22 protein-coding genes and 1 pseudogene are annotated in these 23,337 nt (G+C 68.6%); 8 read left to right on the top strand and 15 right to left on the bottom strand.

What is annotated here, in order from left to right; genetic code table 11:
* Positions 1-119: 119 nt before the first annotated feature.
* The 8 genes from AC07NX_RS09520 to AC07NX_RS09555 all read right to left on the bottom strand — a co-directional run bounded on the left by AC07NX_RS09520 (position 120) and on the right by AC07NX_RS09555 (position 8,505).
* Positions 120-1,340, bottom strand: coding sequence for a DUF2336 domain-containing protein (locus tag AC07NX_RS09520; protein WP_494641229.1), 1,221 nt, complete (start codon positions 1,338-1,340; stop codon positions 120-122).
* A 118-nt stretch (positions 1,341-1,458) separates the two neighbouring features.
* A complete protein-coding gene (locus tag AC07NX_RS09525; RefSeq protein ID WP_494641231.1) occupies positions 1,459-2,943 on the bottom strand; it encodes a methyl-accepting chemotaxis protein in 1,485 nt (494 codons plus the stop codon).
* Between the two features lie 119 nt (positions 2,944-3,062).
* Positions 3,063-3,704, bottom strand: a complete 642-nt coding sequence (locus tag AC07NX_RS09530; protein ID WP_494641233.1) for a hypothetical protein — start codon at positions 3,702-3,704, stop codon at positions 3,063-3,065.
* Positions 3,705-3,985: 281 nt separating this feature from the next.
* Entirely contained in the window at positions 3,986-5,017 is a 1,032-nt protein-coding gene (locus tag AC07NX_RS09535) for a hypothetical protein (protein WP_494641235.1), read from the bottom strand.
* Entirely contained in the window at positions 4,900-5,820 is a 921-nt protein-coding gene (locus AC07NX_RS09540; protein ID WP_494641237.1) for a glycosyltransferase family 2 protein, read from the bottom strand. The genes AC07NX_RS09535 and AC07NX_RS09540 overlap by 118 nt, the downstream gene beginning before the upstream one ends.
* Positions 5,821-5,845: 25 nt before the next feature.
* On the bottom strand, positions 5,846-6,976 hold the full coding sequence (locus AC07NX_RS09545; protein ID WP_494641277.1) for a GNAT family N-acetyltransferase: 1,131 nt from the start codon (positions 6,974-6,976) through the stop codon (positions 5,846-5,848).
* A gap of 89 nt (positions 6,977-7,065) precedes the next feature.
* Positions 7,066-7,560 (bottom strand): GAF domain-containing protein, encoded by a 495-nt coding sequence (locus AC07NX_RS09550; protein ID WP_494641239.1) that lies wholly within the window; start codon positions 7,558-7,560, stop codon positions 7,066-7,068.
* Positions 7,561-7,620: 60 nt separating this feature from the next.
* On the bottom strand, positions 7,621-8,505 hold the full coding sequence (locus AC07NX_RS09555; RefSeq protein WP_494641241.1) for a crotonase/enoyl-CoA hydratase family protein: 885 nt from the start codon (positions 8,503-8,505) through the stop codon (positions 7,621-7,623).
* Positions 8,506-8,657: 152 nt separating this feature from the next.
* Between AC07NX_RS09555 and AC07NX_RS09560 the strand changes: the two genes are divergently transcribed.
* Entirely contained in the window at positions 8,658-9,146 is a 489-nt protein-coding gene (locus AC07NX_RS09560; protein WP_494641243.1) for a tetratricopeptide repeat protein, read from the top strand.
* 99 nt (positions 9,147-9,245) lie between these two features.
* Positions 9,246-10,913, top strand: coding sequence for a GMC family oxidoreductase (locus AC07NX_RS09565; protein WP_494641245.1), 1,668 nt, complete (start codon positions 9,246-9,248; stop codon positions 10,911-10,913).
* Between the two features lie 5 nt (positions 10,914-10,918).
* Here AC07NX_RS09565 and AC07NX_RS09570 read toward each other — a convergent pair whose 3' ends face one another.
* Both AC07NX_RS09570 and AC07NX_RS09575 read right to left on the bottom strand, forming a co-directional pair.
* Complete coding sequence (locus tag AC07NX_RS09570) at positions 10,919-11,308, bottom strand: type II toxin-antitoxin system VapC family toxin (protein ID WP_494641247.1); 390 nt, start codon at positions 11,306-11,308, stop codon at positions 10,919-10,921.
* Entirely contained in the window at positions 11,302-11,607 is a 306-nt protein-coding gene (locus tag AC07NX_RS09575; protein WP_494641249.1) for a type II toxin-antitoxin system VapB family antitoxin, read from the bottom strand. Before AC07NX_RS09575 ends, AC07NX_RS09570 begins: the two co-directional genes overlap by 7 nt.
* 65 nt (positions 11,608-11,672) lie before the next feature.
* On the opposite strand from AC07NX_RS09575, the gene AC07NX_RS09580 reads away from it, so the two are divergent.
* A complete protein-coding gene (locus AC07NX_RS09580; RefSeq protein WP_494641251.1) occupies positions 11,673-13,211 on the top strand; it encodes an acyl-CoA synthetase in 1,539 nt (512 codons plus the stop codon).
* On the opposite strand, the gene AC07NX_RS09585 is transcribed toward AC07NX_RS09580, so the two are convergent.
* Positions 13,208-13,723 carry a hypothetical protein gene (locus AC07NX_RS09585; RefSeq protein WP_494641253.1) on the bottom strand — a complete coding sequence of 172 codons (516 nt, stop codon included), beginning with the start codon at positions 13,721-13,723 and terminating at the stop codon, positions 13,208-13,210. The genes AC07NX_RS09580 and AC07NX_RS09585 overlap by 4 nt on opposite strands.
* A gap of 82 nt (positions 13,724-13,805) precedes the next feature.
* Between AC07NX_RS09585 and AC07NX_RS09590 the strand changes: the two genes are divergently transcribed.
* Positions 13,806-15,125: an Nramp family divalent metal transporter gene (locus tag AC07NX_RS09590; protein WP_494641255.1), complete on the top strand. Its 1,320-nt coding sequence runs from the start codon at positions 13,806-13,808 to the stop codon at positions 15,123-15,125.
* Between the two features lie 55 nt (positions 15,126-15,180).
* Complete coding sequence (locus AC07NX_RS09595) at positions 15,181-15,627, top strand: MaoC family dehydratase (protein WP_494641257.1); 447 nt, start codon at positions 15,181-15,183, stop codon at positions 15,625-15,627.
* 101 nt (positions 15,628-15,728) lie between these two features.
* Here the strand turns inward: AC07NX_RS09595 and AC07NX_RS09600 are convergent.
* A pseudogene (locus AC07NX_RS09600) lies at positions 15,729-15,910 on the bottom strand (CsbD family protein); the annotation flags it as partial.
* Positions 15,911-15,982: 72 nt separating this feature from the next.
* Positions 15,983-16,837 carry a trypsin-like serine peptidase gene (locus tag AC07NX_RS09605; protein ID WP_494641259.1) on the bottom strand — a complete coding sequence of 285 codons (855 nt, stop codon included), beginning with the start codon at positions 16,835-16,837 and terminating at the stop codon, positions 15,983-15,985.
* 179 nt (positions 16,838-17,016) lie between these two features.
* Between AC07NX_RS09605 and AC07NX_RS09610 the strand changes: the two genes are divergently transcribed.
* Together AC07NX_RS09610 and AC07NX_RS09615 are read left to right on the top strand one after the other, a co-directional pair.
* The gene (locus AC07NX_RS09610; protein ID WP_494641261.1) at positions 17,017-19,122 is read left to right on the top strand and encodes a S9 family peptidase; all 2,106 of its coding nucleotides are present in this window, start codon (positions 17,017-17,019) and stop codon (positions 19,120-19,122) included.
* Positions 19,119-19,670 (top strand): GNAT family N-acetyltransferase, encoded by a 552-nt coding sequence (locus AC07NX_RS09615; protein ID WP_494641263.1) that lies wholly within the window; start codon positions 19,119-19,121, stop codon positions 19,668-19,670. Before AC07NX_RS09610 ends, AC07NX_RS09615 begins: the two co-directional genes overlap by 4 nt.
* 73 nt (positions 19,671-19,743) lie before the next feature.
* Here the strand turns inward: AC07NX_RS09615 and AC07NX_RS09620 are convergent, their stop codons facing one another.
* Both AC07NX_RS09620 and AC07NX_RS09625 read right to left on the bottom strand, forming a co-directional pair.
* A complete protein-coding gene (locus AC07NX_RS09620; RefSeq protein WP_012285398.1) occupies positions 19,744-20,172 on the bottom strand; it encodes a Ros/MucR family transcriptional regulator in 429 nt (142 codons plus the stop codon).
* Positions 20,173-20,823: 651 nt separating this feature from the next.
* Positions 20,824-22,254, bottom strand: a complete 1,431-nt coding sequence (locus AC07NX_RS09625) for a helix-turn-helix domain-containing protein (RefSeq protein WP_494641266.1) — start codon at positions 22,252-22,254, stop codon at positions 20,824-20,826.
* Positions 22,255-22,392: 138 nt separating this feature from the next.
* Between AC07NX_RS09625 and AC07NX_RS09630 the strand changes: the two genes are divergently transcribed.
* The coding region (locus AC07NX_RS09630) for an acyl-CoA carboxylase subunit beta (protein ID WP_494641268.1) at positions 22,393-23,337 on the top strand (945 nt) is incomplete at its 3' end.

Below are 23,337 nucleotides of genomic sequence, written 5' to 3' on the forward strand. Positions count from 1 at the left end.
GGCAAGGGGTTAACTGGCCGGATCGCGCCGAAATACAGCCTTCAGTTGATAGAAATCTCAATCTCGGGCCAGGCTCAATCGGATAATAGTCGCTGAACACATTCAACGACTAGGGTCGATCAGCGTGTGAAATCTCGGGAAAGCGCCAGCATCGCGGCGCGCTGCGGCACCGAATACTCGTCCACGGCGGCCTCGTCGCCCTCGCGGATGGCCTTCAGCAGGGCCGGCGTCATGGCCGAGGACAGCGACCAGTTCCAGTAGCGCAGCATGGTCTGGGCGCGATCGACGGCGATGGTGTCGAAGGCGGTCAGCACGCGCTCCAGGCCGGGCGTCGGCGCGCCGGACGCGTCGGTCTCGGGCCGTCGAAGGCTACGCCACAAGGCCCGCACGGCCCCGCGCGGCAAGCCGGTGGCCTTGCACAGGATGGCCAGCGGCTCACCGCCCGGATCGGTGAAGATCTTGGCCCCGGTCATCGGCTTCAGGCCCGACAGGTACGAGATCTCCTCGGCCGTCTCGCGGGTCATGCCGTTCTGGGCCGCGGCGATCGCGTCCTCCAGGCTGTCGTAGGGGCTCTTGGCGATGGCTGCGCGATTTCGCTGACGTCGTTCGATGAACTGCAGCGCCTTGCGCGACAGCGGGTCCTGCCAGCCCTCGGCCGAGGCCAGGGGAAAGACGTCGCCGACCGCGTCCTGCAAGATCTCGCGCGACACGGCGAAGCGCTGCAGGATCGTGCGTCGCGCCTCGGCGTCCGACCACCAGAACATCACATAGGCGTGGCTGGGCCGCAGCTCGGCGCGCTTGAGCAGAAGCGGGATCAGCTGCGGATTGTCGCGCGACGAGGCGACGATGTTCTCCAGCCCCTGGTGGCTGAAGCGCACCAGCTCGTTCTTCAGCAGCGCCTCGACGACCGCCGTCTCGTCCATGTCGACCAGGGCGTCGGCCACCACCTCGCTGACGCCGCGGCGCAGGGCGATCAGGCGGCGATGGTCCTGGGTGCTGTTGTAGAGGCAGCTGATCAGGTCGGCGTCGCTGAGGTTGGGCGAATGCTCCAGCAGGGCCCTGGCGACCGGCAGTTCGTCGCGCAGCAGCAGGCGCACCAGCACCCCGGGCATCTCGGTCAGGTTGGCCAGGCGCCGGGCCACCTTCTCGCGCTCGCCCACCACGGCGTCGCGCAGCATCTCGACCAGCAGGTCGGCGGTCATGGCGCGCTCGAAGGCGTTGATGCGGCTGGCCGGCAGGCAGACCACGTCGGCCAGTCGCTTGAGCAGGGCGGCCCGCGAGCGCGGCTTGGCGGCGGGTTCGGGCCGTGAATCCGCGAAGGGCGCGGTGAAATCGTTCATGGTCGTCCTGACGAAAACCCGTCGTGCTCCAACCTAGACCCCAACCCCCTAACGTCGGATGAGCGGCCCGGGACAGGACTGTGCGCCGCTTCGCCCGGCTTCGCCACAGGGCGGGCGGTCAGCGCCATTCGCCGGGACGCGAGCGGGGCTCGATCTTCAGCGCATTGGTGCCCTGCACGTAACGCTCGCGGAAGGCGTCGCGGCGCGGCGCGACCGGAATCTCGCGGCGCTGGTCCTGGCGCGGACGGTAGTCATGGATCTGGGCCCCGACCTGGAAGCCGCCCAGCAGGCGCTCCAGTTCCTCGGCCTCGGCGGCCAGGGCGCCGGTGGCCGTGGCGGACTGCTCGACCATGGCCCCGTTCTGGTGGATCACCTGGCCCATCTGGTTGACCGCGGCGTTGACCTCGGCCAGCCCTCCGGCCTGCTCCTTGGACGAGGCGGCGATCTCGCCGACGAGATCGTTGATCTCGATCACCTGGCCCAGGATCTGGTCCAGGGTCTGGCCGGTCTCGCCGACCAGCTTGACGCCCTTGTCGACCTGCTCGCTGGAGGCGCGGATCAACCCCTTGATCTCCTTGGCGGCGTCGGCCGAGCGCTGGGCCAGGGCCCGGACTTCCTGGGCGACGACCGCGAAGCCTCGGCCGGCGTCGCCGGCCCGGGCGGCCTCGACCCCGGCGTTCAGGGCCAGCAGGTTGGTCTGGAAAGCGATCTCGTCGATGACGCCGATGATCTGGGTGATCGACTGGGACGACTTCTCGATGCCGCCCATGGCCTCGACGGCCTCTCGGACGACCTGGCCGCTCTTTTCGGCGTTGGACTTGGCGCTCTGGGTCACGCCCCGCGCCTTTTCGGCGTTGTCGGAGCTCTTCTTCACGGTGGCGGTGATCTGGTCGAGGGCGGCGGCGGTCCGCTCCAGGCCGGCCGACTGGCGCTCGGTGCGCTGGGCCAGATCGTCGGCGGCCGCCGAGATCTCGCCGCAGCCGGCGCGGATGCTGCGCGCCGCGCCCAGGACGCCGGCCAGGGTCTGCTGCAGGCTGTCGACGGCGGCGTTGAAGTCGCTGGGGACCTTGCGGGCCTCGACCGGGAAGGCGTCCTCGCGCAGGCGCGAGATCAGGTCGCCCTCGGCCAGCTTCTCGACGCCCTGGCCCAGGGCGTTGACGGCGGTCAGCTGGGCGCGGGCGTAGGTTTCGACCTCCTGCAGGTGGCGTCGCTGCTCGGCGTCGGCGGCGGCGCGCTCGGCGTCCTCGGTGGCGCGGGCGGCCTGGTCGCCGGCCAGCCTGCGCTGGACGCCGTCCAAGCCCTTGGCCAGCGCCTGGACCTGCCGGTCGTCGGTGGCGGGCGAAGCCAGGGGTCGGTCGTACTGGCCCGCCCCCAGGGCGTCGACCGAGCGGCTGAGGCCCTCCAGGGCCCGGCGCGTGGCGTCGTTCCAGGCCAAGAGCCCGATGATCAGGGTGGCGACCAGGGTGGCCATGCCGGCCATGCTGTACGGCGAGACCAGCCCCGGCCCGCCGAACGCCGCCCAGCCCAGCTGGCCCAGGCCCGCCAACAGGCCGAGGACGACGATCAGCCTCCAGCCGAAAGGCAGCCGATTGAACCCGCTCATCTACGAATCTCCGCGGCCCAGCCAGGCCGTCTGCGAGAAATGGCGACTGAGTCCTAACGCCTCATTAACCATACCGGCGCCGCGACATTTTGGCGGGGCTTCGCCGCTGGACCCTCGGGTCAGAAGGCGCCGCCGGGCGGTATCGTGATGATCATGTGGGCATGGGGGACATTGACGGCCGGGCAGGCCACCCATTCGACCACGACGATCAGCTCGTTGGCCGTCGTGTTGGTGAAATTGCCGATGTAGGTCCCGTTGGTGATCGTCCCGGCGACGCCGGCCGCCTGGCGGAAGAAGCGGATGAGAAGCGCCTCGACGTTGAGGGCCTGCCCGTCGACCGTCACCGTCACGTTGGCGGCGGCGTAGTTGGGGGCCATGCACAGGCCGCCGACCACAGCGGCGGGCAGAGCGGGCGCCGCTCCGAGCGCGCTTCGGATGATCCGGAAACCCAGGAACAGCGGAGCCGCGGCGGCGCCGAACGGAAGCGTGTGGAGCTGGGGAACCCCGCCGCCGCCCAGGGGCGGAACCGCCGTATGGGTGGCGGTCACCTGTCCCCAGAAGGCGCCGATCTGGTTCAGGTTCGCGGGACTGAGGCCAAGTTCGTTGACGCCCAGCATCCGCTTGTTGAATCGGGTCTGGAGATTGCCAGCCTTGCCGATATAGCGGTTGTTGGTCGCGAGATTGAAGATGACGTAGAGGCCCGGGCCAGCCGGCATCCCGGGCGGGAGCGCCCCCGCCACCCCAGGGGCCGGCGAGGCCATGGTGCTCAGCCCCCCCCGCGCCGTTCAGCGTTATCCTTATACAACCCACCGATCCCTCCCGGCGCGGATTAACACCCTAGAGTTGTGACAGAACCTCGCATCGCTGACAACATGGCCGGCGGGGATCCGGCCCGCGCGGCGAGCCCTCCGTTCCGTCCGGGCGAGGCGTCGATTTCCCAGGCCCCCTACCGGCTGGTTCCCACCCGGCTCGCCCGCTGCAGCAGCAGCCGATCCCAGTCCGCGCCCTCGGTCGCCCAGCCGTCGGCGTCCAGCGTGCGGAACTAGACCCGCTCGACCAGAACGCCCGGCCGCTGGGCGTCCAGCCCGAAGGTCACCGGCAGGTGGCGCACGTGCGGGGTCTGCAGGTTCAGGGCCTTGGCGCCGCGCGCCACGGCCAGCTTGCCCAGGGCCGTGGGCCCGAAGCCGCTCTGCACGCGCGGCTTGGCGCCCAGCCGCCGGCGCAGCACCCCGTTGGCGTAGATGACATTGGCCCGCATCAGGGCCGGCGGGGTCATGAATTCGATCGAGATCGAGACGTTCAGCATCGGGCCGTTCTCGATCCGGTGCGGGGCGTTCTGCCGCCAGGTGACCATGGCCCCGGGGGTGAGGTCGTAGGCCTGGGCGCCGGCGTCCCAGGCCGGGTCGAAGGCGAACTGCTCGGCCGTCTCCTTGAGCACGATCCTCTCCAGCGCCAGCTCGCCGACATAGGGATCGGCGACCGGATAGACCCAGACCTTCTTCTGGCCGCGGATCTGCCACAGCGACACCAGCGGCACGTCCAGATGGTAGAACACCTGGGCGTTGGCGCTGCTGATCAGCATGCCCAGGTCGCGCTTGAAGGTCTTCAGGCCGGGGACCCGGGCCTCCTTCTCGGCGAAGATCTCGTCGCAGAGGGCGGCGTAGTCCGGCACGAAGTCGTTGGTCTTGCGCAGGTTCAGCCAGATGCGGCCGGCCTGGGCGGCCTCCAGCAGCTGGTCGCCGCTCAGGTTGCCCGCCGCCCCCTTGCGCCAGGTGGTCCAGGCCTTGGGATCCTCGCCCATGGTGAAGACGCCCAGCTGGTCGCGCGGATACTGGTCCAGCAGGCGCGCCAGGCCCTCGTCGTCGAACATCGGCCGCTGGTGCAGGCCATGCTGGAAGACCAGGTTCTCGCGGCCGAAAGCCTTGGCCTTGTCGTCGGTCCAGTCGCTGATGATGCTCACGACGCGGTCCTTCCGTAGAATTGGATCTTGAACGGTCCCCACCACAGGGTCTTGCCCAGGCCGCGGGCGGCGCGGTCCAGCCAGTCGGCCCGGTCGCCGGCCCGGACCAGCCACTTGAAGCCGGCCACCAGGCCGAACAGCGTGCTCTGGACCACGCCCACGGCCATCCAGCGGACGACCCCCAGGTGGTCGGGCGGGCTGGCGGCGGCGCAGTGGGCCGAGGGGCCCTGGCCGTAGGCGAAGGCGCGGCGGATCGTGTAGCCCAGACTCAGACGATCGGGCACGGGGTCTTCCCAGACCCAGGCCGCCGGCTCCCAGGCGAACCGCGCGCCGCCGGCCCGCATGTGGCCGAACAGCATGTCGTCCTCGCCCCCGATGAGGTTGCGCTCGACGGCGAACGGCGCGGCCGGGTCGGGCAGGGCGGCGCGGCGCAGCAGGCTGTCGCCGCAGCCGTAATAGTGGTCGATGACCCCGGCCTGCGCCGGCCCTTCGCGCGAGAAGAAGCGCTCCAGATAGTCGCGATGCCGGGTCACGCTGGCCGGGGCGCGGGCCCGGACCGGTCCGAACACCACGTCGGCCTCGTAGCGAGCCTGGGCGGCCAGCAGCGCGGCCAGCCAGCCGGTCGGGGCCTCCTCGTCGTCGTCCAGGAAGGCGATCAGCTCGCCGCTGGCCCTGGCCATGCCGGCGTTGCGCGCGTGGGCCACCCCCGGGCGCGGCTCGTGGACGTAATGGACCGGAAACGGCGCCTGGCCGGTCAGTTCGGCGACGGTCGCCTGGGCCGACGGCGCCTGGTCGTTGTCGACGACCACCAGCTCCAGGGCGGCGAAGTCGACGCCGACCTGGGCGAACACCGAACGCGCCGCGACGGCCAGGCCGCCGAGACGCCGTTGGGTGGGGATCATGACCGTGACGCGCATGGGAACTCCAGGCTTTGGCCGAGCTTTACCCGCCTCGCCTTTGCGCTTGGTTAGCGAAGGCGTCGACCAGGCCGCGCATCCGCCCGCCCATGGTCAGCTCGACGCTGGCGATGGCCTCCATGCGGCGGGTCAGCCGCCCGACCGGGCCCGCGCCCCGCGAACCGGCCAGGGCCATGACCCCGTCCAGCGAGTGGGCGACGCGGCCGGCCATGGTCGCGGCCGTCGCCGTGCCTTCGCCGATCTGGACCTGGCTGAGCGCGTAGGCCCCCTTGTAGTGGTCGTGCCCGGGACCGAGGTCGTAGTGGCGCAGGCCCAGGCCCGGCATGGCGGCGATGGCGCGCATGAAGAAGATCTGGCCCGGCGACCACTCGCCATGGGCCGGGTTGGTCGAGGCGATCCACGGGTGGTAGACGCCGTCCAGCCGCACGCCGAAGTGGCCGGCCACCAACTGGCCGCCGGCGTAGAGATTGATCATCAGGCCCTGGAACGGGCCTGTCCGTTTCTGGAACAGGTCCAGCATCAGGCCACGGGTCCAGTCGGGGCGCAGGAAGTCATGGACGCCGGTGCGTTCCAGCTGTTCCCGCTTCCAGGCGATCAACTGGTCGAAGGCCTCGCGGGAATGGTCGGGGCCGACCAGGGTGACCGCGCCCACCTGGCGGTCCAGCTTGTTGTCCAGCCGACGCCAGTTCTTGATCTTCTTGGGGCTGGCGGCGCGGACGGCCTCCAGATAGGCCTCGGCGTCGGTCCCGGCCAGGTCGATCACATGGGCGGCCCTGGTCTCGTTCCGGCCGAACACGCCGTGGGGATCGATCAGGCCGGTGTAGCGATAGGCGGTCAGGTCGGCGGCGCGCAGCACCTCGGCGCCGGCCAGTCCGGCGTCCGGACGCGAGACCAGGCCGTGATAGTCCGACAACGGCGAGCCGATCGGCCGGGCCATGGAGCCAGGACGGCGGTGATGCGGCAGGAAGCCCAGGGTCTGGCCCCGGCGGCGGATCACGGCCACCCGGGCGTCGTCGCGCACGGCCCCGACGGCCTGGGCGAAGTCCGGACCCAGCAGCGGGCTGTGGAAAGCCGGCTGGGCCGCCGCCAGGTCGCGCCAGGTCCGCAGATCGGCCTCGTCCAGGGCCAGCGGGTGGAGGGTCTCGATATCCAACATCGCCATATGTCCTAATCCGATCCGGTTAGGGAAAGATGTGGATCAGGATTGCAACCACCGGGCCACTTTGTATCGGCCCGGCGCCCTTCTCAGGCGAATGTGGTCTTCAGGATCTTCTCGAGGCCCTGCTGGTCGACGGCGTCGAAGGCGGCGGGCTGGTCGGAATCGACGTCGAACACCGCCAGCAGCGTCCCGGAAGCGTCAAACACCGGCACGACGATCTCGCTGCGCGAGCGGCTGTCGCAGGCGATGTGTCCCGGAAAGGCATGGACGTCCTCGACCAGCTGGGTCTGGCCGGTGGCCGCCGCGGTCCCGCAAACGCCGCGCCCGAAGGCGATGCGCAGGCAGCCCAGCGTGCCCTGGTAGGGCCCGACCACCAGCTCACGCTCCTTGGCCGGATCGACCACGTAGAAGCCGGTCCAGAAATAGTGGTCGAAGCTGCTGGCCAGCATCGAGGCCACCGTCGCCATGCGGGCGGTCAGGTTGGCCTCGCCGTCCAGCACCGAGGCGATCTCCTCGGCCACCTCGGCGTAGCGGGCGGACTTGTCGCCCGTCAGGGTCTTGTCGTTGAAAGCTTCAGCCATGGGCGGGATATAGCGCGTTTGTCGAGGGATGCGAGGGGTCTCCCCTTCCCTCGGCCGCCCCTACCGGAACGGATGCTCGCCCCACTCCGGCCAGATGTCCGGGAGGTCCGCCGAGACCTTGTCCGGATAGGCGGGAGCGCGCTTTTCCAGGAACGCCCCGACGCCCTCCTTGGCGTCGCCGGCCGCGCCGCGCGACTGGATGGCCCGGCTGTCGGCCTTGTGGGCCTCCATCGGATGGTCGGCGCCGGCCATGCGCCAGAGCAGCTGGCGGCTCAGCGCCACCGAGACCGGGGCGGTGTTGTCGGCGATCTCACGCGCCAGGGCGCGGGCGGCGGGCAGCAGGTCGTCGGGCGCGTGCAGCGAGCGGACCAGACCACGGTCCAGGGCTTCCTGGGCGCCGAACACCCGGCCGGTGAAGCACCATTCCAGCGCGGTCTGCATCCCCACCAGCCGCGGCAGGAACCAGGACGAGCAGGCCTCGGGCGTGATGCCCCGGCGGGCGAAGACGAAGCCGAACTTGGCGTCGGTCGAGGCCAGGCGGATGTCCATCGGCAGCTGCATGGTCACCCCGACCCCGACGGCCGGACCGTTGACCGCGGCGATGATCGGCTTGAGGCTGTCGTACATCCGCAGCACCACCCGGCCGCCGCCGTCGCGATAGATGTCGCCGACCTTGCCCTCTTCCCGCTCCAGCGCCTGGGGGCTGGTGCGGTCGAAGGTGGCCCCGCCGCCGGATAGATCCGCCCCCGCGCAGAACGCCCGGCCGGCGCCGGTGACGATCACCACCCGCACCGCGTCGTCGGCGTCGGTGAGGTCGAAGACGTCGATCAGCTCCTTCATCATCCTGGCGGTGAAGGCGTTCAGCTTGTCCGGACGGTTCAGGGTGATGGTCGCGATCCCCTCCTCGACGGCGTAGAGCAGGGTCTCGAAGGTCGGGGGTGCCATGGTGTCTCCTTTGGCGCTAGAGGCTCTTGGCGACCTCAAACGCACGTATGAAATCGGGCCTGGAACGTCGAGGCAAGCAGAATGCGGTCGATTGCTAAAACGTCGCCTATTCGCCATTCATCATTGGCCAAACCGAAGTCGAGCTGACAGCCATGATCCCAAGCATCCTGCTGATAGCAGTCCTATCGTCGGTCGCTCCGGCCAGTGCGTCCGTTCAGTCCGACCAACGTCCCACAGCGGTTTCAGTCGACGAGGCGATGACCAAAGTGGACCGTTTGATCGACGAAAGCCGCCCCCTCTTCAGGGTGCAGCGCTATAGCGAGGCGGTAGAGCTTTGCGAGAAAGCCCTCGCCATCTCTGAACGCGATCTTGGCGAAGGCCCTTATACGGCGATGATCCTGACCAATCTCGGTCTGAACTATGCCTCCATCGGCCAATACGGCCAAGCTGAGAAAGCTTATCTGCGTGCTCTAGCCATTGAGGAACGCGTATACGGTCTCGACGCCACAGGTAGCGCGACGCTGCTGAGGAATATCGGCCTGCTCTACCGCAATACCGACCGCAGTTCCCAAGCCGAACCCTTCCTTGCCCGGGCCGACGCCATCGAGGCTCGAACAAAGACCTCACTGCCCGCCCACTAGGTTGACGCGGGGTTAGGCTTGCAGTCGGCCTCGTTCTCGCGCCTTCATTGGTGAACACCGATCACGCGGAGACACGCGCGCGGTGAGAGGGAGGATCCGATGACGTCGATCATCGAGGCCGACTACATCGTGGTGGGCGCCGGCTCGGCCGGCTGCGTGCTGGCGGCGCGGCTGTCGGAAGACGGCCGCCACAAGGTTCTGCTGCTGGAGGCCGGCGGCGACGACCGGCCGACCCGGAACCCGTCCCAGTTCCTGTCGAACCTGATGATCCACATCCCGGTCGGCTACGCCCAGACCCTGAAGGACCCCAAGGTCAACTGGCTGTACGCCACCGAGCCCGATCCGGGGACCGGCGGGCGCTCGCACGTCTGGCCGCGCGGCAAGGTGCTGGGCGGCTCTTCCTCGATCAACGGCCTGCTCTATATCCGCGGCCAGCAGGCCGACTATGACGGCTGGCGGCAGCTGGGCTGCGAGGGCTGGGCCTGGGACGACGTCTATCCCTATTTCCGCAAGGCCCAGCACCAGGAGCGCGGCGGCTGCGGCGACTGGCACGCCACCGGCGGCCCGCTGAACGTCTCCGACGTCACCGAGACCAACCCGATCTCCGACGCTGTCGTCGAGGCCTGCGTCGAGGCCGGCATCCCGCGCAACGCCGACCTCAACGGCGAGCGCCAGGAAGGCGTGGCCTACTACCAGCTGACCGTGAAGAACGGCCAGCGCTGCTCGGCGGCGGTGGCCTACCTGCATCCGGCCATGGGCCGCCCGAACCTGCGGGTCGAGACCCAAGCCCTGGCCCGCAGGGTCCTGTTCGCGGGAAAGCGCGCGGTTGGGGTCGAGTTCAGCCAGAACGGCGTGGTCCGCACCGCCAAGGCGCGGGCCGAGGTGATCCTGGCCGGCGGGGCGATCAACTCGCCGCAGCTGCTGCAGCTGTCCGGCGTCGGCCCGGGCCAGTTGCTGGCCGAGCACGGGATCGTCGTGATCCACGACCTGCCCGGCGTCGGCGAGAACCTGCAGGACCACTATGTCACCGGCGCGCGGTTCCGCCTGAAGGCCGGGACGGTGTCGGTCAACGAGCAGAGCAAGGGCGGACGGCTTGCGGCCGAGGCGCTGAAGTACCTGTTCGCGCGCAAGGGCCTGCTGACCCTGTCGGCCGCGCATATCGCCGCGTTCTGCAAGTCGCGGCCGGATCTCTCCAGCCCCGACATCCAGTTCCACATCCTGCCCGCGACCATGGACCTGGAGAAGCTGTTCAACGAACAGAAGATGGAGCTGGAAGACGCGCCGGGCCTGACCATCGCCCCGTGCCAGCTGCGGCCCGAGAGCCGGGGCCACATCCGGATCAAGTCGGCCGACCCGACTGTCCATCCGGCCATCTTCGCCAACTACCTGTCCGATCCCCTGGACCAGGAGGTCACGGTCGCCGGCCTGCGCTGGGCCCGCAGGATCGCCGCCCAGCCGGCCATCGCCCCGCTGATCGACCACGAGATGAACCCCGGCGCGGAGGCGGCGACCGACGCCGCCCTGCTGGACTACGCCCGCGCCACCGGCTCGACGATCTACCACCCGGTCGGGACCTGCCAGATGGGCGGCGGCCCGATGGCGGTGGTCGACAGCCAGCTGCGGGTGCGGGGGCTGACCGGCCTGCGGGTGGTCGACGCCTCGGTCATGCCGCGCCTGGTCTCGGGCAACACCAACGCCCCGACCATCATGATCGCCGAAAAGGCCTGCGACCTGATCCGCCAGGCCGCCAACGCCACGGTGGCCTGATGGCCTCAGGCGCGCGCGTCGATCAGGTCGGTGTGGGAGAAGTCGTCGCCGACGAACAGCAGCGGCGCGCCACGCGTCTTGGCCAGGGCGTAGGTGAAGGTGTCGCCGAAATTCAGCTGAGCCGGATGGCCGGAACCCTTGCCGTAGGCGATGCGGGCGCGGACGGCCGCCTTGCCCTGGATCTCATCGACGGGCGCCAGCGAGACGCCGAGCGCCTCGAGAAGAAGGTCCAGCGCCTCCGGCTGAATCTCCCGCGCCCAGAGCACCGTCGCCGCCTCGACGTAGCTGGCCATCGACATTTCCCGGATCGTCGCCGCGCCGATCCTGTCGACCAGGGCGGGCGCGCCGGCCTCGCCCGCGAGGATGGCGACAATCGCCGACGTATCGATCACCATCGCCGCTCGGCCTTCGCCAACCGTTCCTTCGCCGCCAATTCGAAATCCAGGTCATCGCCGCCGGCGTCCAGCCACTCTTCGGGCGTGACCGGCCGGAAGTCGACGCCGCCCCGCAGCTTGGCCGCCAGCGCCATGATCCGCTCGACGAACGCCTCCGGCGCCTCGGCTCGCGCCGCCTTCTCGCGATCCAGCCGCTCCCGCAAGGCGACGGTCACCGCTTGCGTCATGGTCTCGCCGGTCAGCCTGGCGAGGTCGCGCGCAAGCCGATCGGCCTCCGGGGTCTTGATGCTGAGCGCCATGGCCCGCTCCATTTCTAGACAGCCATTCTAGACGCGATTTCCGACAAAGTCATCGAGGGGACCGAATGCATCCGTTCCATCACGCGCAAAGCCAGCCCGACAAGCCCGCCTACATCATGGCCGGCTCCGGCGAGACGGTGACCTATCGCGAGCTCGACGCCCGCTCGAACCAGGGGGCGCACCTGTTCCGGTCCTGGGGCCTGCGCGCCGGCGACGTGATCGCCCTGCTGATGGACAACACCCCCCGCTTCTTCGAGATCGCCTGGGCCGCCCAGCGCGCGGGGCTCTACTACACCTGCGTCTCGACCAAGCTGACGGCGGCCGAGGTCGAGTACATCGTCAAGGACTGCGAGGCCCGGGCGCTGATCGTCAGCCCGGCGCTGGACGCGGTGAGCCAGGCGCTGGCCCCGCTGATCCCCGGCGTACGGCTGTGCCGGACAGGCGGCGGCATGGCGCCGTTCGAGGACTTCGAAGCGGCTCGCGCCGCCATGCCCGCGACGCCGATCGCCGACGAGACGGCGGGCTCGGACATGCTCTATTCGTCCGGCACGACCGGGCGGCCCAAGGGCGTGAAGCCCGCGCTGGGCGGCGGGCCGATCGACGCGCCCAACGCCCTGCAGATGATCGCCCAGGGGCTGTTCGGGTTCAGCGGCGACAGCGTCTACCTGTCGCCCGCCCCGCTCTACCACGCCGCCCCGCTGCGCTGGTGCATGACCGTCCACAAGCTGGGCGGCACGGTGGTCGTGATGGAGAAGTTCGACCCCGAGGCGGCCCTGGCCCTGATCGAGCGCCACAGGGCCGACTGCGGCCAGTTCGTGCCGACCCACTTCGTGCGGATGCTGAAACTGCCGCCGGAGGTCCGCGCCCGGTACGACGTCTCGTCCATGAGGTCGGCGGTCCACGCCGCCGCCCCCTGCCCCGTGCCGGTCAAGGAACAGATGATCGCCTGGTGGGGACCGGTGATCCTCGAATACTACGCCGGCACCGAGGGCAACGGCTTCTGCTGGATCAACGCCGACAACTGGCTGACCCACAAGGGCAGCGTCGGCCAGGCGGTGCTGGGCGAGCTGCGGATCTGCGACGAGGCGGGCGAGCCCGTGCCGGTCCGCACCGAGGGGGCGGTCTACTTCGCCAACGGCCCGGCCGTGAACTATCACAATGCTCCGGAGAAGACGGCCGAGAGCTACAACCAGCATGGCTGGACCACCCTGGGCGACGTGGGCTGGGTCGACGAGGAGGGCTACCTCTACCTGACCGACCGCAAGAGCTTCATGATCATCTCCGGCGGGGTGAACATCTATCCGCAGGAGATCGAGAACCTCCTGATCACCCACCCCAAGGTGGCCGACGCCGCCGTGGTCGGCGCGCCGCACGAGGAGATGGGCGAGCAGGTGGTGGCCGTGATCCAGCCCCTGGACGCCTCGGCCGACCAGGACGCCTTGGCCGAGGAACTGATGGCCTTCGCCCGCGCCAACCTCAGCCACGTCAAGGCGCCAAGGCGCATCGACTTCATGGCCGAACTGCCGAGGCATCCGACCGGAAAGCTCTACAAACGGCTGATCCGGGACGCGTACTGGGGTAAGGGCGAAGGCGGGATCGTCTAGCCGGAGACCCGCTCCCAGCTAATGAAATTCGGCTCCCGAACGACCTCGGATCGCGCCATCACCCGCACGCTCGGTCCTTCGACCGCCGCCACGTCGAGGCTGTGGTTGAGGGTGTCCAGCGTCCAGTGGGTGATGGGACCGGGATGGGCGTCCGTCGCGCTCGTCGCCCTTCCCACGTAGTCGAGGAACGCGGACCGGTCCCGCGTGTAGAGGCTGTCGCCTGATCTTGCTTCGCCGTCCTCGAGCCGTGCGTGGCTCTCGTCGCGAACGGCGTAGGCCACATAGCTTTCCCAGATCAGTTCGGACGCCCGCGACGTGGAGCCGAACGCCATGCGTCGCGCCGGCCCGACCTCGGTCTCCACCACCTCGCCTCGATCGCGCGCCTCCAGAACAACGACACGCAGAACATTGTCGAAGGGCTCGCCGATTTCCGTCAGATAGAGGTCGGTCCGTCCTGTCGGGAATACCATAGTCGCCTCTCTTCGTTGCCGGGCCGCTTCAATCACGCCCAAGCCCTGGCTCGCGAGGGCGAGCCCCCGCGGCTTTTGTCATAGCGGACTATACGTCGCGCGAATCCAAACTAACGCTTCCGCCATGTTCTCACTCCCCAAGACCGCCACCGCGCCCTTCTGTCCCGCCGAGGTGCGCGGCGCCGTGGCCGTGCCCGCCGGCCTCTCGCCCTGGAAGCGGGCCCTGCGCTTCGCCGGCCCCGGCCTGCTGGTCAGCGTCGGCTACATGGATCCCGGCAACTGGGCCACCGACATCGAGGCCGGGTCGCGCTACGGGACCGCCCTGCTGTTCGTGGTGGTGCTGTCGAGCCTGGCGGCCATCGTGCTGCAGACCCTCAGCCTGCGCCTGGGCCTGGTCACCGGCCGCGACCTGGCCCAGATGTCGCGCGACCGCTACGGCCCGCGCACGGTCAGGGTCCAGTGGCTGCTGGCCGAGATCGCCATCATCGCCTGCGACATCGCCGAGGTGCTGGGCAGCGCCCTGGCCTTCAAGCTGCTCCTGGGCGTTCCCTTGTGGGCTGGAGTCCTGCTGACCGCGCTGGACACGGTCATCGTGCTGGGCCTGAAGGGCAAGGGCTTCCGGCAGCTGGAGGCGATCATCCTGGGCCTGGTCGGCACGATCGGGATCTGCTTCCTGGTGCAGCTGATCCTGGTCAGGCCCGACGCCGGGGCGGTGGCGCGGGGTTTGGTCCCGTCGCTGGACGCCTTGAGGCAGGGCAACGCCCTCTACCTGGCCATCGGCATCGTCGGGGCGACGATCATGCCGCATAACCTGTATCTGCACTCGTCGATCGTCCAGACGCGGGTGGTTCCCGCCGACGAACCCGGCAAGCGGGCGGCCCTGCGGCTGGCGACCCTGGACACCGTGGCCTCGCTGGCCGTGGCCCTGTTCATCAACGCCGCCATCCTGATCCTGGCGGCCTCGGCCTTCCACCGGACGGGCAATACCGAGGTGGCCGGCATCGAGGAGGCGCACCGCCTGCTGGCCCCGCTGACCGGCGCGGCCGTGGCCGGCCTGTTGTTCGCGATCGCGCTGTTCGCCTCGGGGCAGAGCTCGACCTTCACCGGCACCATCGCCGGCCAGGTGATCCTGGAGGGCTTCCTGAACCTGTCGATCCCCTGCTGGCAGCGGCGGCTGATCACTCGGGGCCTGGCCATCGTCCCGGCCCTGGTCGGGGTGCTGACGATGGGCGAGCATTCGGTCGGCAAGCTGCTGGTCCTGACCCAGGTGGTGCTAAGCGCGCAGCTGCCGTTCGCCATCTTCCCGCTGCTGCGCTTCACCGACGACAAGGCGCTGATGGGGGTGTTCGCCAACGGCCTGGCCACCAAGGCCGTGGCCTGGACCCTGTTCGGGGTGATCTCGTCGGCCAACGCCTGGCTGGTGTTCCAGACCTTCACGGGTTGACCGCGAGCCCGGCGGCTGGTCTCTATCCAAACAAATGTTTGGGAGCAGGAACGCCATGAAGGAAGTCGCCTACGCTGACGTCGCCAGCCTGGTTGGCCAGGAGATCGGGGTCTCCGACTGGGTCGAGATCAACCAGGAGCGGGTCAACCAGTTCGCTGAAGCCACCGGCGACCACCAGTGGATCCACGTCGACGTCGAGCGCGCCACCCGCGAGATCGGCGGCCCGATCGCCCACGGCTTTCTCACGCTGTCGCTGATCCCGATGCTGGGCGAAGGCATCCTGCACGTCACCGGCGTGACCCGCGGCATCAACTACGGCTGCGACAAGGTGCGGTTCACCGGCATGGTCCGAGTCGGCAAGAGGGTGCGCATGCGCCAGAAGCTGCTCAGCGTCGAGCCCAGGTCCGGCGGCCTGCAGATGAAGAACGAGTGCACCATCGAGATCGAGGGCGAGGAGCGCCCCGCCTGCGTGGCCGAGACGATCGCGATCCTCTACGGCTAGGCAGCGGGTTCGCCCTCGTCCTTCGACAAGGGGTTCGCGCTCAAAAGAAAACGGCCGCGGATCGCTCCGCGGCCGTTTTCTCGTCTAGCGCCGGACCAGCCTAGTGCTTGATCGCGTCGCCGATCTTGTCCTGGACTTGGCCGACCTTGTTCTGCAGGTCGCCCTTGGCCTTCTGGGCCTTGCCTTCGGCTTCCAGGCGTTCGTTGTCGGTGGCCTTGCCGGCCGCTTCCTTGACCGCGCCGACGCCCTTGTCGACAGCGCCTTCGACTCGATTGGTGCTCATGGCTCGCTCCTGCTGGTTTTGAACTCCCCCTAGAAACGGGAGGCTCGGAGCGAAGTTCCTGTGTCGACTATCCTACCGTGCGACCGCCAGGGCCGTGGCCGACACCGCCGCGGCGGACTGGGTCGCCGCCTGGGTGGAGGGTTGGACCGGCTTGGCGGGCTTGGCCTGGATCAGGGGCGGTCCCGCCAGCTTGTCCAGCATGGCCACGGTCTCGCGGATATATTTGGCGTGGGTGACGATGCCGATCTCCAGGCGCTCGCCCGACAGCTCGACCTGCTGGGTCAGCATGCCGGCCACGAACTGCACCTCCTGGCTTTCCGTCGAGCCCGGCCGGCGCCGCGCGCCCTGGGCCATGAACACCGGCCCGCCCGAATTGCCGGGGAACACCGAGAAGTCCATCAGGAAGGTCGGGAACACGCTGGCCGGGGCCAGCGGGTACGAGGCCACGCGTCCGGACCGCAGGATCGGGAAGCCGGCCGGGTTGGCCGACAGGCCGCGCGGGAAACCCAGGGCCATCATCTCGTCGCCCGGGCCCAGGCTGTACTTGTTGAAGGTGTCGTCCTGGGCCAGCCAAGCCAGCGGGATCGCCGCCTTGGCGAATTCCGGCGGGGCCTCGACCTCGATGGCGGCGACGTCGCGGGTGGGATGCTTGACCCACAGCGGATGGTCGCCGTCGCGGATCTTCAGGGTGTGGGGATCATAGCGCCAGACGCCGTCGGCGCTCTGGATGCGATAGCCGATCTTGGCCGAGGCCGACGGCATCTTGTCGAACACGTGGGCGGCGGTGACCAGGATGGTGCGCGGCCGGCCGTCGGGCGTGGGATTCTCGATCAGGAAACCAGTGCCGACCGTTCGTGATCCGTCGCCGAGCGGCTGTTCAAGCTGCACGGTAGCCTGGATCAGATCGACCGACAGGTCCCAAGCCATCTAAGCCCTCAAGCCCCGATTCACCCTACGCGAGGGCCAGTTTGACCAGCGTCGCCAGGGCGCACAAGTTGGCGTTCTGACGCATCGCGAGGGAAAATCTGACCATGAACCGGCGCAAAATGATGACGAGCGCGGCGGCGCTCATTACGTCGGTGTCGGTCCTCCAGCCCGAGAGCGCAATGTCCGAGTCTTCGAAGCCTGTTCCGCCCGTCGCCCGCAAGGTTCCCAAGCGCACTGAACAGCTGGGCCGGGTCCGCGTCGACGACTACGCCTGGATGAAGGACGACAACTGGCAGAAGGTCCTGCGCGACCCGACCCTGATCAAGCCCGAGGTCAAGGAACACCTGACCGCCGAGAACGCCTATGTGAAGGCCCTGCTCGCCCCGACCGAAGGCCTGCAGGCGGCGATGTTCGAGGAGATGAAGGGCCGCATCAAGGAGGACGACGCCAGCGTCCCCGCCCCCGACGGCCCGTTCGAATACTATTCGCGCTTCAACATTGGCGGCCAGCACCCGATCTTCTGCCGCCGGCCGCGCGGCAAGACGGACGGCGAGGAGATCCTGCTGGACTGCGACGCCCTGGCCAAGGGCAAGGCCTACAGCCAGGTCAGCGCCGCCGACCACAGCCCCGACCACAGGCTGTTCGCCTATGCCGAGGACGCGCAGGGCTCGGAAGTCCACCACATCTATGTGAAGGACCTGGCGACCGGCGAGATCCTGAAGGAACCCGTCGAGAGCAGCACCGGCGACTTCGCCTGGTCGCCCGACAGCCAGTGGCTGTTCTGGACCCACCGCGACGACAACGGCCGCTCGGACAAGATCTATCGCCGCCCTGCGCGCGGCGGGCTGAAGGACGACGTGCTGGTCTATGACGAGCCCGACGATGGCTTCTTCGTCAGCGTGGGCACGACGGGCTCGGACGCCTTCATCACCATCACCGCCGGCGACCACGAGACCTCCGAGACCCTGCTGATCCCCGCCTCCGACCCGACCGCCGCGCCGAAGGTGGTCGAGCCGCGCACCGTGGGCCTGCGCTATTCGGTCGAGCACTGGGACGACCGGTTCGTCATCCTGACCAACGCCGACGACGCCATCGACTTCAAGCTGGTCGAGGCCCCGGTCGCCACGCCCGGCCGCGCCCACTGGAAGGACTTCGTCCCGCACAAGCCCGGCCATTTCATCACGGGCCTGGCCGCCTACAAGGACCACCTGGTCCGGGTCGAGCGGGTCAACGCCAACACCCGCATCGTCATCACCGACCGCGCCAGCAAGGCCGAGAAGCCGATCGTCATCGACGAGGAGGCCTATGTCCTGAGCCTGGAGGGCGGCTACGAGTTCGACACCCCGGTGATGCGCTATGTCTACCAGTCGCCGACCACGCCCCGGCAGTGGTTCGACTACGACATGGCGACGGGGGCCAAGACCCTGCGCAAGACGCAGGAAATCCCCTCCGGCCACGATCCGGCCGCCTATGTCACGCGGCGGCTCTACGCCAAGGCTCCGGACGGCGCCGAGGTGCCGATCACCGTGTTGATGAAGAAGGGCGTGGCCCTGGACGGCCAGGCGCCGCTGCTGCTGTACGGCTATGGCAGCTACGGCATGTCGATGGACCCGTCGTTCTCGATCCGCAACCTCAGCCTGGTGGATCGCGGCTGGATCTGGGCCACCGCCCACGTCCGCGGCGGTTCGGAAAAGGGCTACGGCTGGTTCCTGGACGGGCGGAAGTTCAAGAAGAAGAACACCTTCACCGACTTCATCGCCTGCGCCGAGCACCTGCACGCGGCCGGCTACGGCGCCAAGGGCCGCACCGTGGCCTATGGCGGCTCGGCCGGCGGCATGCTGATGGGGGCGATCACCAACCTGCGGCCTGACCTGTGGGCCGGGATCATCGGGGCGGTGCCGTTCGTCGACGTGCTCAACACCATGAGCGACACCTCCCTGCCCCTGACCCCGCCGGAGTGGCCCGAATGGGGCAATCCGCTGGAGGACCCGGAGGCCTACGACTACATCGCCAGCTATTCGCCCTATGACAATGTCGCGGCCAGAGCCTATCCGGCCGTGCTGGCCACCGGCGGCCTCTCGGACCCCCGCGTCACCTACTGGGAGCCGGAGAAATGGACGGCCAGGCTGCGCGAGCACACCACCAGCGGCGCCCCGATTCTGCTCAAGATCAACATGGAGGCCGGCCACGGCGGCGCCTCGGGCCGGTTCGACTTCCTCAAGGAGATCGCCCTGGACTACGCCTTCGCCGTGTGGGCGGTCGACAAGGGATGGACCAAGGCATGAGCGTCACTATCCGTCCGTCCACCGACGCCGACCTGCCGGCCATCACCGCGATCTACGGCTGGAACGTCCTCAACGGCCTGGGCACCTTCGAGGAGGTTCCGCCGGACGAGGCCGAGATGGGCCGCCGCCGCGCGGCTTTCCTGGCCAAGGGCCTGCCCTATCTGGTCGCCGAACAGGACGGCGTGGTGCTGGGCTATGCCTATGCCGGCCCGTTCCGCCTGCGGGCGGCCTATCGCTACACGGTCGAGGACAGCGTCTATGTCGGCCCCGAGGCGGTCGGCAAGGGCGTGGGCAAGGCCCTGCTGTCGGCCCTGATCGAGGCCTGCAAAGCCCTGGGCCTGCGCCAGATGTGCGCGGTGATCGGCGACAGCGGCAACGCCGCCTCGATCGGCCTGCACGCCGCCCTGGGCTTCGAACAGAGGGGCGTGTTCCCCGACATGGGCTACAAGTTCGGCCGCTGGGTCGACTTGGTGTGGATGCAGCGCCCGCTGAACGGCGGCGGTTCGCGCGCGCCGGACGCGCCGGGCCTGGAACTGCGCGGCGTCTGACCCGCCAGACAAACAAAAACCCCCGCCGTCGCCGGCGGGGGTCTTGCTCGATATCAACCCTTTTGGGGTCGGATCAGCCCTTGCGGCCGCGCGGGGCCTTGGCCTTGCGGCCGCCCTGGCCCAGGCCCAGGGCCTTGGCCATGGCCGAGCGGGCTTCGCTATAGGCCGGGGCGGTGGTGGGATAGTCGTTCGGCAGACCCCACTTTGCCTTGTATTCGGCGACGGTCATGCCATGCGTCGTAAGGTGACGCTTCAGGGTCTTGTAGGGTTTGCCGTCTTCGAAGCTGATCAGGGCGTCCGGCGTAATGCTGCGACGGATCTGAGCCGGCGTAGCTTTCGTAACGGTCTCAACCGGAGCCGCTTCCGGAGAGCCAATACCGGCCAAAGCATCGTGAGTCGCCCGGATCAGGGCCGGCAGATCGGAGACCGACGTGCTGTTATTGGCCACGTAATTGGCGACGATCTCGGCGGTGAGCTCGATCAGGGTAGCTTTGTCTTCCACGAGTGTCTCTCCGGTGGTTCTTTGACTTGGAAATACACCTGCCCTGCCGAAATACAAGTACTCAATCTGGGTAATCGTGCTTGCCGAGCCCTTAAGGTAAGCGAATCTTGAGAACAGAAACGAAAAATCCGCTTTGATTCTAAACCATGGGAAGCGGTCGGCAGCTGGCTTTTCCGTCCCGAACAAGCGCTGTCAGGCCGACGTTGCTGGGACAAAAGTTTCAACGCCGCAATGATTCGAGCCCCGGCAGATGAGGCAAAGATCAGCCGCTTTTCGAAGCCGAAGCTTGTCGAAGCTGCGCCTTGCCCTTGAAAACACAAAGACTTGCCAGCGCCGGGCCGACTTGAGGCGGGGCGGATCATGACAGACGCCGCCTTGGCCTTTGAAGCCAAGGCCAGCCTTCCGGCGTCGGAAGAACTTCAAACCCGAGCGTACGCGTGTGGCGCGACAGGCGGTCGCCTCCGACGAGAGGGCGGGACGTGAGACGCCTGGGCTAATTTCTGTGGAAAACTGCGACAGAACGTCGGTTTCCGTGGAACCGCCCGCTGGAGAATCGCTTGGGCGGAGTCGAGCTGGAAAGACTCCGGGAAGAAGACGCGGCCGCGCTTCGCGAAAACGCATTGAGCCGGAAGCCCACCGCCGACGGGCCGCCTATCGTCGCCGTTCGTCGCCCTGCCCCAGCTCGAACGGCGCCAGGCGTCGCTCGTTCTCGAACACCTCGAAGGCCCGGTCGACCGGCGGGAAGGCCCGCTGCGCGCAGTCGTCGCGCTCGCAGATCCGGCAGCTGACACCGATCGGCACGGACGGCCCGCCCAGGTCCAGGCCCTGGGCATAGACCAGACTGTCGGCGTACTGCGCCTCGCAGCCCAGCCCCAGCGCATAGCGGCGGTCCGGCCTCAGGTAGTCGCCGGACGACTTGACCACCCCCCGGGCGATGCTGACATAGCGCGCCCCGTCCGGCATCTGGGCCAGTTGCACCAGCCAATGGTCGGGCCGGGCGAAGGCGTCGTGCACGTTCCATAGCGGACAAGTCCCGCCGAACCGCGCGAACTGCAGGCGGGTGGCGCTGTGGCGCTTGGTGATGTTGCCGGCCTGGTCGACCCGCACGAAATAGAACGGCACGCCCCTCGCGCCTGGCCGTTGCAGGGTGCTGAGGCGGTGGAACACCTGCTCCAGGCTGGCCTGGAACATCAGGCTCAGCTGTTCGGTGTCGTGCCGGATCCCCCGGGCGGCTTCGCGGAACCGCTCATAGGGCAGCAGCAGCGCCCCGGCCGCATAGTTCAGTAGGGCCGTGCGACAGACCTTGGCCGCCCCCTCGCTGCGGAATCCCGCCGCGGCCAGCTCGGCCTCGACCGCGTCGGACAGGACCAGGGCGACGATCTGGTAGGCCATCTGGAAGCACCGGGTGGCGGCGGCCTGGGCCGCGCCCAGGGTCAGCAGGCCGGCGACGGGGTCGAACCGCCGCAGGAGCTCGGGCTCGGGCGAACGCACCACCCGGACGCCCAGCCCGTCGCGCAGCCGGCGCTCCAGCACCGTCTCGGCCGCTTCGCGCCCGTCCAGGCCCAGCTCGGCGGCCAGGGCCTCGGACGCCATGTCCAGGCTGTGGATGTAGTTGTTCTTGTAGTGGAAGAAGTCGCGCACCTCCTCGTAGGGCAGCAGGGCGCTGGCCGCGCCGCGCTCGTCCAGCGACACGGCCTCCTCGGTCGTCTTCAGCCGCTCGTCCAGCCGGCGATAGGCGTGGTGCAGGGCGAGATAGGCCTTGGCGAGGTTGGGGGTGTTGGCCACCGCCGATTTCAGCTCGTGCAGGCTGGGCGGGTCGCCGTCCTGGATCGGATCGGCCGTGGCCTCGCGCAGGTCGGCGATCATCCGTTGGTCGTCGGCGGCGTCCAGCGAGGCGGCGTCGACCTCGAACACCCGCATCACGTCGATCAGGACCCGGGCCGTCACCGGCCGCTGGTTGGCCTCGATCTGCGACAGGTAGCTGGCCGAGACCCCCAGCCGCGCGGCGCACGGCTCCAGCTTCCAGCCCTTGGCGAGGCGCAGGAGGCGGACCTTGGGACCGATGAACAGCTTGTCGCGCACAGCTTTACAACTTTGCAGCTTCACAAATTTTAGCATCGCAGCATCGCGCGCCGGCTCGATTTTCCCCAAGTTTTCCTTGCTGACAAGCACAATAAGCTGACTTTGAACTTATCACTCCTTTTGCAAGAGCGTTTCCGCGTGCAGCACATACTCGAGGAACTGGATCGCCGTCGCGAGCAGGCGCGGGCCGGGGGCGGGGAGGCTCGGGTGGCGGCCCAGCACGCCAAGGGCAAGCTGACGGCGCGCGAGCGGATCGACCTGCTGCTGGACGAGGGCTCGTTCGAGGAGTTCGACATGTTCGTCGAGCACCGCGGGACCGAGTTCGGCATGGCCGAGCAGAAGGTCCCCGGCGATGGGGTGGTCACCGGCTGGGGCACGATCAACGGCAAGGTCGTCTACGTGTTCTCCAAGGACTTCACGGTGTTCGGCGGCAGCCTGTCGGGGGCCCACGCGGCCAAGATCGTCAAGGTCCAGCGCCAGGCGATGAAGGTCGGAGCCCCGATCATCGGCCTGTTCGACGCGGGCGGGGCGCGCATCCAGGAGGGGGTCGACAGCCTGGCCGGCTACGCCGACATCTTCCTGGAGAACGTCATGGCCAGCGGGGTGATCCCGCAGATCAGCGTGATCATGGGCCCGTGCGCCGGCGGCGACGTCTATTCGCCGGCGATGACCGACTTCATCTTCATGGTCAAGGACACCAGCTACATGTTCGTGACCGGGCCGGACGTGGTCAGGACGGTGACCAACGAGGTGGTCACCGCCGAGGAGCTGGGCGGGGCGCGGGTGCACGCGGCCAAGTCCGGGGTGGCCGAGGGGGCGTTCGAGAACGACCTGGAGGCCCTGACCCAGGTGCGCCGCCTGGTCGACTTTTTGCCCTCGTCCAACCGCCAGCCCGCCCCCGAGCGCCAGAGCTTCGATGAGCCCTATCGCGAGGAGCCCAGCCTCGACAGCCTGATCCCCTCCGATCCGGGCAAGCCCTACGACATCAAGGAGCTGATCCTGAAGATCGTCGACGAGGCCGACTTCTTCGAGATCTCCAGCGAGTGGGCCCGGAACATCGTCTGCGGCTTCGCCCGCATGGAC

This window comes from Caulobacter sp. GW821-FHT09A05, from assembly GCF_059418465.1.

Bases quoted from the DNA above. Each gene is read 5' to 3' on its own strand.
- AC07NX_RS09520 (WP_494641229.1), bottom strand. From the start codon at position 1,340: ATGAACGATTTCACCGCGCCCTTCGCGGATTCACGGCCCGAACCCGCC.
- AC07NX_RS09525 (WP_494641231.1), bottom strand. From the start codon at position 2,943: ATGAGCGGGTTCAATCGGCTGCCTTTCGGCTGGAGGCTGATCGTCGTC.
- AC07NX_RS09530 (WP_494641233.1), bottom strand. From the start codon at position 3,704: ATGGCCTCGCCGGCCCCTGGGGTGGCGGGGGCGCTCCCGCCCGGGATG.
- AC07NX_RS09540 (WP_494641237.1), bottom strand. From the start codon at position 5,820: ATGCGCGTCACGGTCATGATCCCCACCCAACGGCGTCTCGGCGGCCTG.
- AC07NX_RS09545 (WP_494641277.1), bottom strand. From the start codon at position 6,976: ATGTTGGATATCGAGACCCTCCACCCGCTGGCCCTGGACGAGGCCGAT.
- AC07NX_RS09550 (WP_494641239.1), bottom strand. From the start codon at position 7,560: ATGGCTGAAGCTTTCAACGACAAGACCCTGACGGGCGACAAGTCCGCC.
- AC07NX_RS09555 (WP_494641241.1), bottom strand. From the start codon at position 8,505: ATGGCACCCCCGACCTTCGAGACCCTGCTCTACGCCGTCGAGGAGGGG.
- AC07NX_RS09560 (WP_494641243.1), top strand. From the start codon at position 8,658: ATGATCCCAAGCATCCTGCTGATAGCAGTCCTATCGTCGGTCGCTCCG.
- AC07NX_RS09565 (WP_494641245.1), top strand. From the start codon at position 9,246: ATGACGTCGATCATCGAGGCCGACTACATCGTGGTGGGCGCCGGCTCG.
- AC07NX_RS09570 (WP_494641247.1), bottom strand. From the start codon at position 11,308: ATGGTGATCGATACGTCGGCGATTGTCGCCATCCTCGCGGGCGAGGCC.
- AC07NX_RS09575 (WP_494641249.1), bottom strand. From the start codon at position 11,607: ATGGCGCTCAGCATCAAGACCCCGGAGGCCGATCGGCTTGCGCGCGAC.
- AC07NX_RS09580 (WP_494641251.1), top strand. From the start codon at position 11,673: ATGCATCCGTTCCATCACGCGCAAAGCCAGCCCGACAAGCCCGCCTAC.
- AC07NX_RS09590 (WP_494641255.1), top strand. From the start codon at position 13,806: ATGTTCTCACTCCCCAAGACCGCCACCGCGCCCTTCTGTCCCGCCGAG.
- AC07NX_RS09595 (WP_494641257.1), top strand. From the start codon at position 15,181: ATGAAGGAAGTCGCCTACGCTGACGTCGCCAGCCTGGTTGGCCAGGAG.
- AC07NX_RS09605 (WP_494641259.1), bottom strand. From the start codon at position 16,837: ATGGCTTGGGACCTGTCGGTCGATCTGATCCAGGCTACCGTGCAGCTT.
- AC07NX_RS09610 (WP_494641261.1), top strand. From the start codon at position 17,017: ATGTCCGAGTCTTCGAAGCCTGTTCCGCCCGTCGCCCGCAAGGTTCCC.
- AC07NX_RS09615 (WP_494641263.1), top strand. From the start codon at position 19,119: ATGAGCGTCACTATCCGTCCGTCCACCGACGCCGACCTGCCGGCCATC.